The sequence below is a fragment of the Acinetobacter sp. YH12156 genome, from assembly GCF_013418235.1.
Classification (GTDB): domain Bacteria; phylum Pseudomonadota; class Gammaproteobacteria; order Pseudomonadales; family Moraxellaceae; genus Acinetobacter; species Acinetobacter pseudolwoffii.
Genome location: NZ_VPCL01000005.1, coordinates 148,865 through 163,509, shown reverse-complemented (window position 1 = coordinate 163,509; position 14,645 = coordinate 148,865). Strand labels below are relative to the sequence as shown.

The window sequence follows — 14,645 nt, the reverse complement described above, 5'->3', positions numbered from 1 at the left end:
GGGTAATGTTCGGAGAATGATGCTAAAATCCACACCTTTGCGCTTATAACCATGGACTGCCTATGCCGAAAATTTCAGAAAAAATACAGCATATTCAACAACAGATCCGTTCTGAACACCATGCTATGGCGATTGGCTTATTAAATGAGCTGAATGTCGCCGATCAGGCCAGTATTTTAAAAGGTTTGAAGTTAGAAGAACAGATCCGGATTTTTCAGGAACTCAAAGAACCGAGCCGGGTATTCGAGTTTATGCCACTCAGCCAACAAGTCAGTCTGGCTGAGCAATTACCGGTCGCACAGATTATTGCGATTTTAAATGCGCTCGATTCGGACAACTTTGTCGATGTTTATAAACGATGTTCTCCACAGCTGCAGCAGCAGCTCATGGCAAAATTGTCCGAAGCGAGTCGGCAAACCCTAAAAGATCTGGCGATTTATCCTGAAGGGACTGCTGGTGCGCTGATGAGCTCCAGTTTTGTTTCTTTGCATCAGGATCTGTCGATTCATGACGCTATCCAAATGTTGCGTGTGGTGGCCGCAGATCAGGAAACCCTGTATCTGATTTATATTGTTGATGAGCAGGACCAGCTGATCGGGGTAGTCTCTTTAAGGCAGATGATTCAGGCCAGTCCTGAAACCAGCATTGCCGAGATCATGCAAAGAGATGTGATTTACGCCAAGATTGGGGATGACCAAGAAGACGTCGCAAAAACTTTAACCTATTATGATTTTATGGCTTTGCCGATTGTCGATGAGCATAAAAAAATTCTTGGAATTGTCACTTATGATGATGCCATGGACATCATGGAAGCCGAAACCACCGAGGATATTTTAAAGTCAGGGGCGGTTGAGCCCTTAACTGAGTTAAGTTTAAAAACTGCGCCTATTTTTACATTGTACCAGAAGCGCGTATCTTGGCTGGTGATTCTGGTCTTTGGCAGTCTATTGTCCGGCATTGGCATTGCACATTATGAAGAGACCATTGCCGCGCATATTGTTCTGGTTTTTTTTCTGCCATTGCTGGTGGGCAGTGGTGGTAATGCCGGCTCGCAGTCGGCGACCTTGATGGTGCGTGCTTTGGCCACCGGTGATATAGAGTTTAGAGACTGGTTTAGCCTGCTCAGCCGGGAAACCTTGGTGGCGTTGTGTCTGGGTGGCACCATGGCACTGGCTGTCTCGGTGTTGGGTTATGTCCGAGGGGATATCATGGTGGCTGTGGTTCTGGCGATCAGTATGCTCGGCATTGTGCTGATGGGCTGCCTGATCGGCATGAGTCTGCCTTTTATTCTGAACAAGTTTAAGATGGATCCGGCCAGTGCCTCTGCACCTTTGGTGACCTCTATTTGTGATGCCACCGGTGTGATTATTTATCTATTTGTTGCTTCCAAATTATTGTTTTAATTCACAGATTGCTACAACTTTGGTCTCAAAATAATTTATGCTGATGAAAGTCAGCCCTATTTTTGGAATCACATATGCCTGAGCCTGGACAAAAAACAAAACTGAGTCAACAAGAGGTCATTCGTCTGGAACGTGATCTGGCCAAGTTTGCCAACATGATGGATTCAGTGGTACGTATTCCATTTACCAAGCAAGGGGTAGGGGCAGATGCCGCGCTGAGTACGATTCCGGTCGCTGGAGATATCGCCGGTTTTGTATTGACCTGTTATGCCATTCATAAGGCCAAACAGATTGGGGTGCCGAGTGCCAAGCTGAATCCGGTCATGAAACTGGCGGTGATGGATGCGGTGGTTGGATTTATTCCAGTGGCAGGTACCATTTTTGATATTTTTATTCGTCCCAGTCGCAAGGCGCTTGATGTGGTGCATGTTCATATTCGCGAAGAATATCAGATTCACAGTGATCGACATGTGGTACACCCTTTTTTGCATGAAAGCCTGGAACGCAAACAGCAGCAATCTGCATTTTGGCGCAATCCCGTAGTGGCCTGGATCTGGATTCATATCCCGGATATTTTAGGCACCTTGTTCCTAATTCTATTTGTTTTTGCGATTGGGTGGGGTGCGATGGCGTTGTATCAGTGGATCAGCGCATAAAGCCCTATATAAATAATGAATAATTGAATCCAATAAAAAAGCCTGCAAGTGCAGGCTTTTTTCAATCAATGAATAGTATTACTTAAGCACAATCAAGCTGTTGTAGTGCAGCAACACGTTGTTCGATGCTTGGATGCGTCTGGAACAAGGCAGCAAGGCTAAAGCCTTCTTCTTTACCCGCAGAAATCGCAAATGCTTTCATTTCTTTCGGCATGGCATCTGGCATTTCAGACTCTGCCTGTAAGCGCAATAATGCTGAAATCATAGCCTGTTTACCTGCCAAGCGCGCACCTGCTTCATCGGCACGATACTCACGCTGACGGGAGAACCACATCACAATCGACGACGCCAGAATACCGAATACGATATCCAGTACGATGGTAATTACAAAATAGGCAATACCCGGTGCTTCACCTTCTTCACGACCAAAAACGTTACGGTCAATAAAATCACCCGCGACACGTGCGAAGAACATGACGAAGGCGTTCACAACACCCTGAATCAGTGCCAGAGTGACCATATCACCATTGGCGACGTGACCAATCTCATGCGCCAATACTGCACGAAGCTCGTCTTTGTTCATACGCTCAAGCAGACCAGTCGATACGGCTACTAAAGCATCGTTTTTATTCCAGCCAGTGGCAAAGGCATTGGATTGATAAGATGGGAAAATACCCACTTCCGGCATTTTAATGCCTGCACGCTGAGAAAGTTGTGCAACTTCATGGAGCAACCAGGCTTCAGCTTGGTTACGAGGTGCATTCGGGTCAATCAGTTCAGTACCCGTGGTCTTTTTCGCCATCCATTTAGACATGAACAGGGAAATCATTGAGCCAACCATACCGAACACGAAACAGATGACCAACAGGTTGCCTAGATTCAAGCCACCTGCGCCATGGTAACTACCGACACCGAAGAGTGACAAGATAATGCCAGCTACAACCAGTACCGCGAGGTTGGTTAGCAAGAACAAACCAATCCGCATCATTGAGAAATCCTCTTATTACAGAAAAATAATCTGATTATTGAATGTAAATCATTGAAATCAATATGAGGTGAAATCGATAAGATTTCAAGAAAAAAATAGCAATTCGCTACAAAAAGACAGTATGTTTTTTGTCCATATTGAAAGATAGGTCTTTAAAAAAAAAAGCTGTTTCAAAATTAATCACTTAAATATATTTTTGCAGATGCTGTCGCATTGGCATTGGCATAAGAACCCATCGGTGCATCAGTGAAGCTACCATCTGCTCGTGCAATGATCTGACGCTGATATTTTGCCGCCTGAACATTGGACGCCGTCGTGGTTTCAGTTGAATAATTGGCAGAGCTGGCAATGACACGACCAGTATCAGAGGAAGCGGTATATGTACCACTGGTGCTGCCCAGTCCCTGTGCGTACAAGTTCTGATAACGGCTGCTGACACGGCGGACATAGTCCTGAGTTTCACGAAAAGGTGGCACCCCCTTATATTTGGCCACATTGCCTTCGCCGGCATTATAACCTGCCAGTGCCAAGGTGGTATTGCCATTAAAGCGTTTCAATAACCAGGCCAGATATTTGGCCCCGGCCATAATATTCTGCTGCGGGTCATAGGCATTGCTGACATTAAAACGACGTGCTGTCGCCGGCATGAGTTGCATCAGGCCTTGTGCACCGACTGGAGAGCGAGCCTGTACATTAAAACCGGACTCGGTATGCATCACGGCTTTGATCAGGCCTTCAGAGACACCATAGGTTTGCGCTGCCTGGCGAATAATCGAATCATAAGCATTTTTATTTCTACTATAGCTCGGCAAGACCGAAGCTTCACTGGAACCCCAATTGCTATAACTATGAATATTACTGTCTGGATAATAGGTCTTCTTTTCAACCTGAAGATGATTATAGCGACTTTTCTTATTGGTTAATAAGGTGCTGCCATTGCTATCGCGCAACTGATAAATGGTTTGACCGGCATAGACCAACTGGCAACAACTCGCCAATAGCACAGCACTGATCCCATGACACCCCAAAACACGCAAATTTATTTTCATTGTTTATATTAGGTAAACACAATCGAGAAAAATTTAATGATGAGTTTAACAAAAAATTACGGAATGGAAAGACTTGTACGCTGCATTTATAAACGAGTTTGTAAGTGCAAGCCATTTTTTACATTTTAGAGTTAGAAAAAAAAATATGATTTAATTTAAAACCTTAGGGTTGACAGGTTTAACTAGTTGATTTTTATTAATAATTAAATTGGTTAAAAAGTGATCAATTTAAAGAAAAGCCTTATCTTTTGAGACGAAGAACTTGTCAAGTGCGTTTCAATCCACAAAGTTATCCACAGCTTTTGTGGACAACTGTGGAAAAGTCCAAAAACTAGGCATCTTGCTGATTAATTGAACTGAAACGTTCAATATATCAATCTAAATAAAACATGAAAATGAAACTAATATGACATTTGCATGAAAATAAATTCTTTTGATGCGATGCGGGCCTGAATCGGCTAAAATTGCGCGGTATTTTTATTTATGGGTGAATCTCGTCTATGTACTCGCCAGTTGAGTCCGAACAAGGATTTAATTTCAAACCTGAACTGCCAACAAGCTCAGCCTACTATCGTTTGTTGAAGAAGCTGCGTCGCCAGGTCGGACATGCCATTCGTGACTTCAAAATGATTGAAGAAGGCGATAAGGTCATGGTGTGTATTTCAGGTGGTAAAGACAGTTACACCCTGTTAGATATCATGTTGCAGTTCAAGCGTATCGCACCGATCAACTTTGATGTCGTGGCGGTGAATCTGGATCAGAAACAGCCAGGCTTCCCGGAAGATGTATTACCACGTTATTTAGAAGAAAATAACATTCCGTATTACATTCTGGAAAAAGACACCTACAGCATCACCAAAAAGTTGACCCCGGAAGGTAAGACTTATTGCGCCGTCTGTTCGCGTCTGCGCCGTGGCTCTTTGTATGGCTTTGCCCAGGAAATTGGTGCGACCAAGGTTGCGCTGGGGCATCACCGTGATGATATTCTGGCGACCTTCTTCCTGAACCTGTTCCATGGCGGCAGCTTGAAGGCCATGCCACCAAAACTGTTGTCTTCTGACAAAAAGAACATTCTGATTCGTCCACTGGCTTATGTGGAAGAAAAAGACATCATCAAATATGCAGAAATGCGTCAATTTCCAATTATTCCATGTAATTTATGTGGCTCTCAGGCGAACCTGCAGCGCGCAATTATCAATGACATGTTACGTGATTGGGATAAGGCACATCCAAAACGTCTGCACAGTATTTTTGGTGCATTGCAAAATGTCTCGCCATCACAGCTGGTCGATCGTGAATTGTTTGACTTTGAAGTGCTGGACAGCCAGCGCGAATTTGACTTCAAAGACAGCTGTTCGACTGAAGAAGCGCTGGAAGGCGAGAAACGCCGGATTAATATGGTCAATCTGGGCTTTGCCGCAGAATAATTTCAGTACGCAGATATCAGCCTTCGGGTTGATGTCTGTATGAAAAACAAATAAAAATAGAACTACAAAAATTGAACGACGCGTACAAAATTCGTTAGCCTTTGCGCTAATGATCATGATATAACAAAGCACGAGCATAATAGCTTCAACATGATGTCGTCTGGATAGTCGACACAAATGAACAAATAATTTGAGGAAAGATCATGCCTGCTTTTTTAACTGATGATTGGTTTTCAACTGTAGAAACACTTACTGTGCAAGCTGGTGATTTAAACTTGCCACCAGCTTTGGCGAACCTGGCGATTAATTTGGTTGTAGCGGACACTACAGGTAATACTGAACTATCTTTAGATGGTGGAGCAATTAAAAAAGGTTTGTCTTCAAATGCCAAAACGACTTTGAATATGGACGGCGAAACGTTACGTAAAGTTTTTCTGGAGTTTGATATGGCCGCAGCCATGCAGGCATTTATGACCGGTAAAATCAAAGTACAGGGTGATATGTCTCAATTGATGGCACTTCAAACTGCCAAACCGAGTCAGGAACAAAAAGATCTATTCAAGAAAGTACTTGAAAATACGACAGCTTAATTTTGCTGAACATCAGCTGAAATGAGCACAAAAAAAGCTTACCCTTGAGGTAAGCTTTTTTTATCGCTGGATAGAATAAAATCCAGCTCATCAGACCTTAGATATTCACCAATTGTGGTGTGGTCTTGATGTGTTCCAAATAAGCACGAATACGGGTTACATATTGTACTGCCTGACGATAGCGGCCGTTATTGGCTTTATTCTGATCCAGATAGGCATAGAGGTTGACCCAGTTATTTGGATTCTTGCCTTGTGACTGAATGCGTTTTTGTAACTGATTCACTGCACCTGGGCCCATATTATAAGCGACCAGTGCAAACCAGTTGCGATCCGGATAAGGAATATGCTCATAGCGGCTCAGCATTTGATCATAATACTTGGCACCACCCTGAATGCTTTGGGCTGGATCGGTACGATTGCTCACACCCATTGCTTTAGCAGTGCTATTGGTCAGCATCATCAAACCGCGAACACCTGTCGGAGAGACTGAGTTCGGTTTCAGATAAGATTCCTGATAACCAATGGCAGCTAATAAATGCCAATCCAGATCATATTGCTGCGCTGTCTGTTTAAAGCTTGCTTTATAGATCGGTAACCGGTTGCTCAAATCACGTTGAATGGCTGTCCAAGATTCCTCTTTCACCACATTCTGATTATAAAATGAAGCAAGCTGCTTGATGGCACCACTTTGTTTGCCTTTACAGATAAAAGCACTAGCAGTCTGGCTCAAGGGATCTGTGGCAGATTTAAATACCAGATTTAAATTGGTATTCAAGCCATTACTCACCAAAATAGACTGATCACCACAGGTGGCGGAGAATGAAGTCAGGCGCTTATTTTCAATTTCACCTAAATCGGTGGTGGTCATGGCCAGATTGGCTTTGCCCTGAGCAACCCATTGCAGTGCAGTGGCATTATTCGGGACAATTTTAAAATCCAGTTTCACATTCAGACTGTTGGCATAGTTGCGCACCAGGTCATAACCGAAGCCATGCAGATGTTGTCCATCCTGAAATACGGTGGTCGGATTTTCGACTGCAACCACGGTCAGCTTATTGCTATTGACCACATGATCAAACTGAAGTGTGGTCTTACTTGCATTGATACTGTGAAAGGGAATAAATGCAGTGCTCAGTACAAGTGCTTTCAAAGGGAGAGAAGAAATTACAGATCGTAGGCAAAGCCTCGACCCAGTGGATGAACTACTGTGCATGTTGTCTCCGCTACAAGTAATTTATGCCCTAAAAATCACAGCCAACATAGCCAGAAATTTTAACAGTTTGATAAATTCAATAAGGGTTGGGCAGTCATGACGTCATTCAAAATGACAAGAGATTTACGCATCATTATGTAGAAAAACTACATAGATTAAAAAGTAAGCATTTCCGGAAGTAGGTGGCATATTAATGATCTAAAAAACGATTGTCAAATTTTGTACACAAATTATTATTAAAAATAATTTTAAGATACTGAAATATAATGTGATTTTTTTTTGAATTTTTTCATTGTTTTGAAATGGTAAATAAAATAAGCTGTTTGTAAGTTAATACACTGAAAATTTGATCAGCACGACGTATGAAATCCAACTTAATCACCCGTGGTGGACACGATAAATTGGTGGCAGAACTTAAGAATCTCTGGCATGAAGAGCGTCCGGAAATCACCAGAAAAGTGAACTGGGCAGCGAGTCTCGGCGACCGTTCGGAAAATGCCGATTACCAATATAACAAGCAAATTTTGCGTAAGATTGACCGCCGGGTCAGATACCTAGGCAAGCGTCTTGAAGAGCTAAAAATCATCGATTTTTCTCCAGAGCAGGAAGGCAAGGTCTATTTTGGAGCTTGGGTCGAGATTGAAAATGAAGAAGGCGAGCAGAAAAATTTACGTATTGTTGGAGTCGATGAAATTTATGATCATCATCCGCAGCATATCTCGATCAGTTCGCCCATGGCACGTGCGTTGTTGGGCAAGCAGGTAGATGATGAGGCTGAAGTGCTGACACCTTCTGGAAAGAAACGCTGGTTCATCAATTCAATTCGTTATGAAAAACCAGAAAATTCAGCAAATTAATGGAATTGATTTTATTTTGTGCAATTGATGCAGTGAAAGCATGAAAATATTTGCCAAGCGTGATTTTTGTTTATATCATGTCGGCCATGGAAGCGTGGCAGAGCGGTTTAATGCACCGGTCTTGAAAACCGACGAGGGTGTGAGTCCTCCGTGAGTTCGAATCTCACCGCTTCCGCCAAATTCTAAAAACCCAGTCAATTGACTGGGTTTTTTTATGCCTTTATTTTTATATTCATTATCAAGCTAATTCTGATTCATGTCGTTGCTTTATCTTGAATTAAATAGCTCTTGGCATCGTTTAAGTATTAACTTCTTTAAATAAAAATACATTTCAGCTTTTGTTTCGACTGATTTTTAACTGAATGAACAGCTTTTGCTAAAAGTTTTGCTAAATTTTATTGCCAAAAATCCGATTTATTTATATGATGGCGGCCAAGGAAGCGTGGCAGAGCGGTTTAATGCACCGGTCTTGAAAACCGACGAGGGTGTGAGTCCTCCGTGAGTTCGAATCTCACCGCTTCCGCCAAATTCTAAAAACCCCAGTCGAAAGATTGGGGTTTTTCTTTTTAGGCAGCAATGATTCAATACTTTATTCATCAATAACCAGCTCATAGCTTAAAACTTGAAAAATGGACGCATGTGCCAAATATAGAGTCAGAGACATCAACGCGCTATCATATGCCCAAGCATCATATGGATCTCATTATGAAAATTGTCGCAGATGAAAATCTGGCATTTACCGATTATTTCTTTTCTGAATTTGCAGACATTCGTCATTGTCCAGGCCGTAGCTTAATGGCACAGGATGTTCAGGATGCAGATGCATTATTGGTACGCTCAGTGACTCAGGTCAATGAAGCACTGCTACAGAATAGTTCGATCAAGTTTGTAGGCAGTGCCACTATTGGTACAGATCATCTGGATATTGCTGCATTGGAACAGCATGGGATTCAGTGGAGCAATGCAGCCGGCTGTAATGCACAAGCTGTGGCTGAATATGTCATTACCGCATTACTGCATGTACGTCCTGAGTTAGTAGATGCCAATGCAACATTTAGCCTGGGTATAGTCGGTTTGGGTAATGTTGGAACCCGTCTGGCTTATATGGCAAAACTTTTGGGCTGGCGCGTGATTGGCTATGATCCTTTGGTTCAAAGAACGCAGGTTGATCAAGTTGAATTTAATGAATTGTTGCAGCAAGCAGATGCGATTTCGATTCATGTCCCTTTAACTCAAACGGGTCTTTATCCAACTTACCATTTATTCAATACGGCTACATTGGCGCAAATGCAGCCTGATGCAATTCTGATTAATTCTGCACGTGGGCCAGTGATTGAAGAGGCCGCCCTGATCCAGGATCTTAAAGCGACACAACGAACCGTGATTTTAGATGTTTTTGAACACGAGCCGGTTATTTCAGCAGAGCTTCTGGATCTGCTGACGCTGGTGACGCCGCATATTGCCGGTTATAGCCTGGAAGGCAAGGCGCGTGGTACTCAAATGATCTATGACGCTTTCTGTCAAACTTTTGCTTTTGCAGCACATAAACAGTTCGAAACCCAGCTTCCGGTCTGCGAGCAGTTTTTCCAAAATCAGGATTTAAAAATGGTGCTAAAGCAATATTTAACGCAAATTTATGATATTGCCCGTGATGATCAAAATCTGCGTGCTTGTGTCAAGGATGGCAAAGTGGATCAGCAGGCTTTTGATCATTTAAGAAAAACCTATCCGCTGCGTCGTGAATGGGCTGCACATGGTGGGCCAAAAGCATGAATAGCACTTATCAGCCGACGTGTGACCTGAATGCCATGCGTGCACGTGCCACCTTATATGCACAAATCCGTCATTTTTTTGCTGAGCGGGATGTATTAGAAGTCGAAACACCAATTTTATCTCAAGCCGGTGTGACCGATGTGCATTTGGCTTCAGTACAGGCGCAGCGTCATGTACTGGCTAAAGCACATACGCATTATTTACAGACCTCACCTGAATTTGCCATGAAGCGTTTATTGGCCAGTGGCAGCGGGCCTATTTACCAGATTTGTAAAGTCTTCCGTGATGATGAGCATGGGCGTAAGCACAATAGCGAATTTACCATGCTGGAATGGTATCGTCCGGACTTTAGCTTAAAAGATTTGATGTTCGAAGTAGCCGATCTGCTTAATGTGACGCTTAAAGCACGTTTTGCTGAAATCCGTCCAACCATTTTGAGCTATAAACATGCCTTTATGGATCGTCTGGATATTAATCCATTGCAAGCGACCTTGCAGGAACTGAAAGACTGCTGTCGCCGTGTCGGTCTAAATCTGGATTTGGGTGAGGATCGGCTCGGCTATATCGACCTGTTATTTTCACATATGGTAGAGCCGAGTCTCGGTTTTGATACCGCAGTATTCCTGACCGATTTTCCGCCGGAAATGGCCTCTCTGGCGAAAACCCGAATCGATGAAGATGGGGAACTGGTCGCTGCACGTTTTGAGTTGTATATCGAAGGTTTAGAATTGGCCAATGCCTATGATGAGCTGATTGATGCCGAAGTTTTGCGCTCACGCTTTGAGGCGGATAATGTAGAGCGGGCCAGACTTGGGCTGCATGTTATGCCTATTGATGAGTATTTACTGGCGGCTTTACCGAATATGCCGGAATGTTCAGGGATTGCTTTGGGAATTGACCGCTTGCTCATGATCGCGACCAATCAGATGAAACTGGAGCAAGTGATTAGTTTCCCGGCGGATATTTCCTGATCGGGATTTGATTTTCCTTAAGCTCTTTAGAGGGCTGGGTCTCTGCACTAAATGATTGAAGCAATAAAAAAGCACCCTCGGGTGCTTTGTCTTTATTCAATAGATACAGTTTGTTGGGCTTTAAGTTCACCCAGTGCCTGAATACGCCGTTCAATCAGCATTTCGCCAATATCCGGGCCTTGAATATCGGCAGGCAGGTCTTGTGCTTTAATGGCACGTACTATCTGCATGGCATCAAGTACATATTGTGCTTGTGGATAGGCACGATCTTCCAGTCCTAAACGGCCACGTGAATCACATTCACAGGCCTGTACAAAAGCTTCGACACGCTCGGGACGACGTAAAACGTCCAGACGCTGCAATAATCGCCATAAAGTACCGGGTTTGAGATTAAATGCCTGATGACATTTCAGATGCTCTTTACATACTGCCAACGCCAGTTGCTTGGTATAGGTCGGTACTTTTAAGCGATCACACAGATCATTGACCGGCTTGATGCCACGTTCTTCATGCATGATATGCCGCGGTAATTCTTCAACCGGGGTTAATGCTTTGCCCAAATCATGCACTAAAACGGCGAAACGTACATCCAGGCTATAGTTTTGACGACACGCCTGCTGCAAGGACATCATGGTGTGAATGCCGCAGTCAATTTCCGGATGATATTCAGGGCGTTGTGGAATACCATATAAGGCATCTATCTCAGGAAATAAGACTTTTAAAGCGCCACATTGACGCAATACTTCAAAATACACATCAGCATGACGTTCTGTTAAGGCACGTGAAGTTTCTTTCCAGACCCGCTCTGGTGTTAATGCATTCAATTCACCGGATTCCGTCAAGCGCTGCATGAGTGCTAAAGTTTCATCCGCAATCACAAAACCTGCACTGGTATAGCGGGCCGCAAAACGGGCAATTCGCAGCACCCGTAATGGATCTTCGACAAAAGCATCGGAAACATGACGCAGCACCCGGTTATTCAAATCTTGCTGACCGCCATAAGGATCATAAATCTGACCGGCATCATCCATCGCCATGGCATTAATGGTCAGGTCACGACGGATCAAATCCTGTTCCAGGGTCACACTGATATCGGTATGAAAGTCAAAACCATGATAACCGGTGCCGGATTTACGTTCGGTACGGGCCAGTGCATATTCTTCTTTTGTTTTGGGGTGTAGGAAAACAGGAAAATCTTTGCCTACGGGCTGATAGCCTAAGTCAAGCATTTGCGCCGGAGTTGCACCAACGACCACATAATCTTTTTCGTGATAGGGGTGTCCGAGCAAATGATCCCGAACTGCACCGCCTACTAAATAAACTTGCATGAAAAAACCTCTATTCTTACAAGCATCATGCTACAGAATAGAGGTTTTCTCAAGTTAAGAAACGAGGCGGATGCGTCGTTATCTTGTCATTGGATTAAAGTGCGTCTTGTTCCGCTTGCTGGATTTCTGCAACGGTAAGTGCAGTCATGTTCACCACGCGACGCGTAGTCGCAGTCGGAGTCAAGATATGTACCGGCTTCGCAGCACCCAACAGAATTGGGCCAATCGTCACGTTGTTGCCTGAAGTTGCTTTCAACAAGTTAAACGAAATGTTGGCAGCATCCAGATTCGGCATGATCAGTAAGTTTGCAGAACCTTTAAAACGTGAGTTCGGGAAGGCAAACTGGCGAATATTTTCATCCAGTGCAGCATCACCGTGCATTTCACCTTCAACTTCTAGCTCAGGCGCGATTTCAGACAGGATGTCATATACCTTACGCATTTTTTGCGCGCTGGCATCATGCTGGTCTGAACCGAAACTTGAGTGAGAAAGCAGGGCAATACGTGGGGTCATACCAAAACGGCGCACTTCTTCAGCAGCCAGAATGGTCATTTCCGCCAGCTGTTCAGCCGTTGGATTGGTGTTGACATAGGTGTCGGCAATGAACAGGTTGCGATCTTCAAGCATCAAGGCATTTAGGGTAAAGAAAGTGTTATGACCTTCTTTTTTGCCAATGATGTTGCTGACGAAGTCCAGATGAATGTCGTAGCTTGAATAAGTACCACAGAGCATGCCATCTGCCATGCCATGTTTGACCAGCATCGATGCAATTAAGGTAGAGCGACGACGCGCTTCACGCTGTGCATATTCAGGCGTTACGCCTTTACGCTGCATGATCTGGTAATAATCGTCTGCAAACAACTCATAATCCGGATTCTTTTCCTGATCAACAATCGTGATATTCACGCCATCTTCAAGACGTAGACCCAATTTTTTGATATTGGCTTCAATCACGGCTGGACGACCGACCAGAATAGGGATCGCCAAACCATCATCGACTGCAATTTGAACGGCGCGAAGTACACGCAGGTCTTCACCTTCCGCATAGGCAATACGCTTAGGATTCGATTTTGCCTGTTCAAAGATCGGTTTCATCACGAATGCCGAGTTATAGACAAACTCAGACAAACGTTGACGATAATGCGAGAAATCTTTAATTGGACGTGTTGCTACACCCGAATCCATGGCTGCTTGTGCCACTGCAGGTGCGATTTCAAGAATCAGGCGCTGATCCAGTGGACCCGGAATCAGGTATTCACGGCCAAATGATGCCGATTTCTCACCATAAGTTGCAGCATCCGCTTCGATGTGTGCCATACGCGCAATTGCATGTACACAGGCAATTTTCATTTCTTCGTTAATCGTGGTTGCACCAACGTCTAATGCCCCACGGAAGATGTATGGGAAGCAAAGTGCGTTATTGACCTGGTTTGGATAGTCAGAACGGCCAGTGGCCATGATCACATCATTACGAACTTCGTGTGCATGTTCAGGCAGAATTTCTGGATCCGGATTCGCCAGTGCGAAAATGATCGGATCTTTGGCCATCACCTTAACCATTTCTTTGGTCAGGATGCCGGCAGCAGAAAGACCAAGGAACATGTCTGCACCCGCGATCACATCACCAAGCTGAGTGGCTTCAATGTCCTGTACATACGCTTTTTTAGATTCATCCAGACCTTCACGATGCGTGGTCAGCAGACCACGTGAATCGGCAACGATGATGTTTTCTTTTTTAGCGCCCAAAGCACACAGCAGATTTAAGCAAGATAGCGCTGCAGCACCCGCACCTGATGCCACAATCTTGATGTCTTCAATTTTTTTGCCATTAATTTGCAGGGCATTCAGTAACGCAGAACCAACAATAATTGAAGTACCGTGCTGATCATCATGGAATACCGGAATATTCATGCGTTCACGCAGTTTTTGCTCGATGTAGAAGCATTCTGGCGCCTTGATATCTTCAAGGTTAATCCCGCCAAAAGTCGGCTCTAAGGATGCGATAATGTCTACAATTTTATCTGGATCATTTTCAGCGATTTCGATATCGAATACATCAACACCGGCGAATTTTTTAAATAATACGCCTTTGCCTTCCATGACGGGTTTAGAAGCCAGAGGACCAATATTACCCAAGCCCAGCACCGCAGTACCGTTGGTCACTACAGCGACCAGATTACCGCGTGCGGTATACAATGCAGCAGTTGAAGGATCGCGTTCAATCTCAAGACATGGTGCAGCTACGCCAGGCGAGTAAGCAAGGGCTAAGTCACGTTGGTTGACCAATTGTTTGCTTGGTGTAACGCTGATTTTCCCCGGGGTAGGAAACTCGTGATAGTAAAGGGCCTGTTGCTTTAAAGATTGTTCGTCCATCAGTCTCTCGATCGTT

Annotated in this window: 12 protein-coding genes and 2 tRNA genes; 9 read left to right on the top strand and 5 right to left on the bottom strand. The window is 44.1% G+C overall.

Annotation, left to right across the window (positions count from 1 at the left end; translation table 11 throughout):
- Nucleotides 1-62: 62 nt before the first annotated feature.
- Nucleotides 63-1,403: a magnesium transporter gene (gene mgtE / locus FTU87_RS07200; RefSeq protein ID WP_100329090.1), complete on the top strand. Its 1,341-nt coding sequence runs from the start codon at nt 63-65 to the stop codon at nt 1,401-1,403.
- 74 nt (nt 1,404-1,477) lie between these two features.
- Nucleotides 1,478-2,059, top strand: coding sequence for a DUF4112 domain-containing protein (locus FTU87_RS07195; protein ID WP_159516095.1), 582 nt, complete (start codon nt 1,478-1,480; stop codon nt 2,057-2,059).
- Between the two features lie 82 nt (nt 2,060-2,141).
- Here FTU87_RS07195 and htpX read toward each other — a convergent pair whose 3' ends face one another.
- Nucleotides 2,142-3,047: a protease HtpX gene (gene htpX / locus FTU87_RS07190; protein ID WP_005097694.1), complete on the bottom strand. Its 906-nt coding sequence runs from the start codon at nt 3,045-3,047 to the stop codon at nt 2,142-2,144.
- Between the two features lie 176 nt (nt 3,048-3,223).
- The gene (locus FTU87_RS07185) at nt 3,224-4,096 is read right to left on the bottom strand and encodes a lytic transglycosylase domain-containing protein (RefSeq protein WP_180096900.1); all 873 of its coding nucleotides are present in this window, start codon (nt 4,094-4,096) and stop codon (nt 3,224-3,226) included.
- Between the two features lie 500 nt (nt 4,097-4,596).
- On the opposite strand from FTU87_RS07185, the gene ttcA reads away from it, so the two are divergent.
- Nucleotides 4,597-5,523, top strand: a complete 927-nt coding sequence (gene ttcA / locus FTU87_RS07180) for a tRNA 2-thiocytidine(32) synthetase TtcA (protein ID WP_005097691.1) — start codon at nt 4,597-4,599, stop codon at nt 5,521-5,523.
- A 203-nt stretch (nt 5,524-5,726) separates the two neighbouring features.
- A complete protein-coding gene (locus tag FTU87_RS07175; RefSeq protein ID WP_180096899.1) occupies nt 5,727-6,113 on the top strand; it encodes an SCP2 sterol-binding domain-containing protein in 387 nt (128 codons plus the stop codon).
- 97 nt (nt 6,114-6,210) lie between these two features.
- Here FTU87_RS07175 and FTU87_RS07170 read toward each other — a convergent pair whose 3' ends face one another.
- On the bottom strand, nt 6,211-7,326 hold the full coding sequence (locus FTU87_RS07170; protein WP_005097690.1) for a transglycosylase SLT domain-containing protein: 1,116 nt from the start codon (nt 7,324-7,326) through the stop codon (nt 6,211-6,213).
- A gap of 362 nt (nt 7,327-7,688) precedes the next feature.
- On the opposite strand from FTU87_RS07170, the gene greB reads away from it, so the two are divergent.
- The 5 genes from greB to epmA all read left to right on the top strand — a co-directional run bounded on the left by greB (nt 7,689) and on the right by epmA (nt 10,927).
- A complete protein-coding gene (gene greB, locus FTU87_RS07165) occupies nt 7,689-8,183 on the top strand; it encodes a transcription elongation factor GreB (protein WP_005097688.1) in 495 nt (164 codons plus the stop codon).
- Between the two features lie 88 nt (nt 8,184-8,271).
- Nucleotides 8,272-8,361 (top strand) — tRNA-Ser (locus tag FTU87_RS07160).
- Nucleotides 8,362-8,619: 258 nt separating this feature from the next.
- Nucleotides 8,620-8,709 (top strand) — tRNA-Ser (locus FTU87_RS07155).
- Between the two features lie 179 nt (nt 8,710-8,888).
- Entirely contained in the window at nt 8,889-9,956 is a 1,068-nt protein-coding gene (locus FTU87_RS07150; protein WP_005169904.1) for a 4-phosphoerythronate dehydrogenase, read from the top strand.
- Nucleotides 9,953-10,927, top strand: coding sequence for an EF-P lysine aminoacylase EpmA (gene epmA, locus FTU87_RS07145; protein ID WP_180096898.1), 975 nt, complete (start codon nt 9,953-9,955; stop codon nt 10,925-10,927). Before FTU87_RS07150 ends, epmA begins: the two co-directional genes overlap by 4 nt.
- Nucleotides 10,928-11,019: 92 nt before the next feature.
- On the opposite strand, the gene FTU87_RS07140 is transcribed toward epmA, so the two are convergent.
- Together FTU87_RS07140 and FTU87_RS07135 are read right to left on the bottom strand one after the other, a co-directional pair.
- The gene (locus FTU87_RS07140) at nt 11,020-12,255 is read right to left on the bottom strand and encodes a multifunctional CCA addition/repair protein (RefSeq protein ID WP_074383390.1); all 1,236 of its coding nucleotides are present in this window, start codon (nt 12,253-12,255) and stop codon (nt 11,020-11,022) included.
- A 94-nt stretch (nt 12,256-12,349) separates the two neighbouring features.
- Nucleotides 12,350-14,629: an NADP-dependent malic enzyme gene (locus tag FTU87_RS07135; RefSeq protein ID WP_180096897.1), complete on the bottom strand. Its 2,280-nt coding sequence runs from the start codon at nt 14,627-14,629 to the stop codon at nt 12,350-12,352.
- Nucleotides 14,630-14,645: the final 16 nt, after the last annotated feature.

Bases quoted from the DNA above. Each gene is read 5' to 3' on its own strand.
- FTU87_RS07195 (WP_159516095.1), top strand. From the start codon at position 1,478: ATGCCTGAGCCTGGACAAAAAACAAAACTGAGTCAACAAGAGGTCATT.
- FTU87_RS07170 (WP_005097690.1), bottom strand. From the start codon at position 7,326: ATGCACAGTAGTTCATCCACTGGGTCGAGGCTTTGCCTACGATCTGTA.
- mgtE (WP_100329090.1), top strand. From the start codon at position 63: ATGCCGAAAATTTCAGAAAAAATACAGCATATTCAACAACAGATCCGT.
- ttcA (WP_005097691.1), top strand. From the start codon at position 4,597: ATGTACTCGCCAGTTGAGTCCGAACAAGGATTTAATTTCAAACCTGAA.
- FTU87_RS07185 (WP_180096900.1), bottom strand. From the start codon at position 4,096: ATGAAAATAAATTTGCGTGTTTTGGGGTGTCATGGGATCAGTGCTGTG.
- FTU87_RS07175 (WP_180096899.1), top strand. From the start codon at position 5,727: ATGCCTGCTTTTTTAACTGATGATTGGTTTTCAACTGTAGAAACACTT.
- greB (WP_005097688.1), top strand. From the start codon at position 7,689: ATGAAATCCAACTTAATCACCCGTGGTGGACACGATAAATTGGTGGCA.
- FTU87_RS07140 (WP_074383390.1), bottom strand. From the start codon at position 12,255: ATGCAAGTTTATTTAGTAGGCGGTGCAGTTCGGGATCATTTGCTCGGA.
- FTU87_RS07150 (WP_005169904.1), top strand. From the start codon at position 8,889: ATGAAAATTGTCGCAGATGAAAATCTGGCATTTACCGATTATTTCTTT.
- htpX (WP_005097694.1), bottom strand. From the start codon at position 3,047: ATGATGCGGATTGGTTTGTTCTTGCTAACCAACCTCGCGGTACTGGTT.
- FTU87_RS07135 (WP_180096897.1), bottom strand. From the start codon at position 14,629: ATGGACGAACAATCTTTAAAGCAACAGGCCCTTTACTATCACGAGTTT.
- epmA (WP_180096898.1), top strand. From the start codon at position 9,953: ATGAATAGCACTTATCAGCCGACGTGTGACCTGAATGCCATGCGTGCA.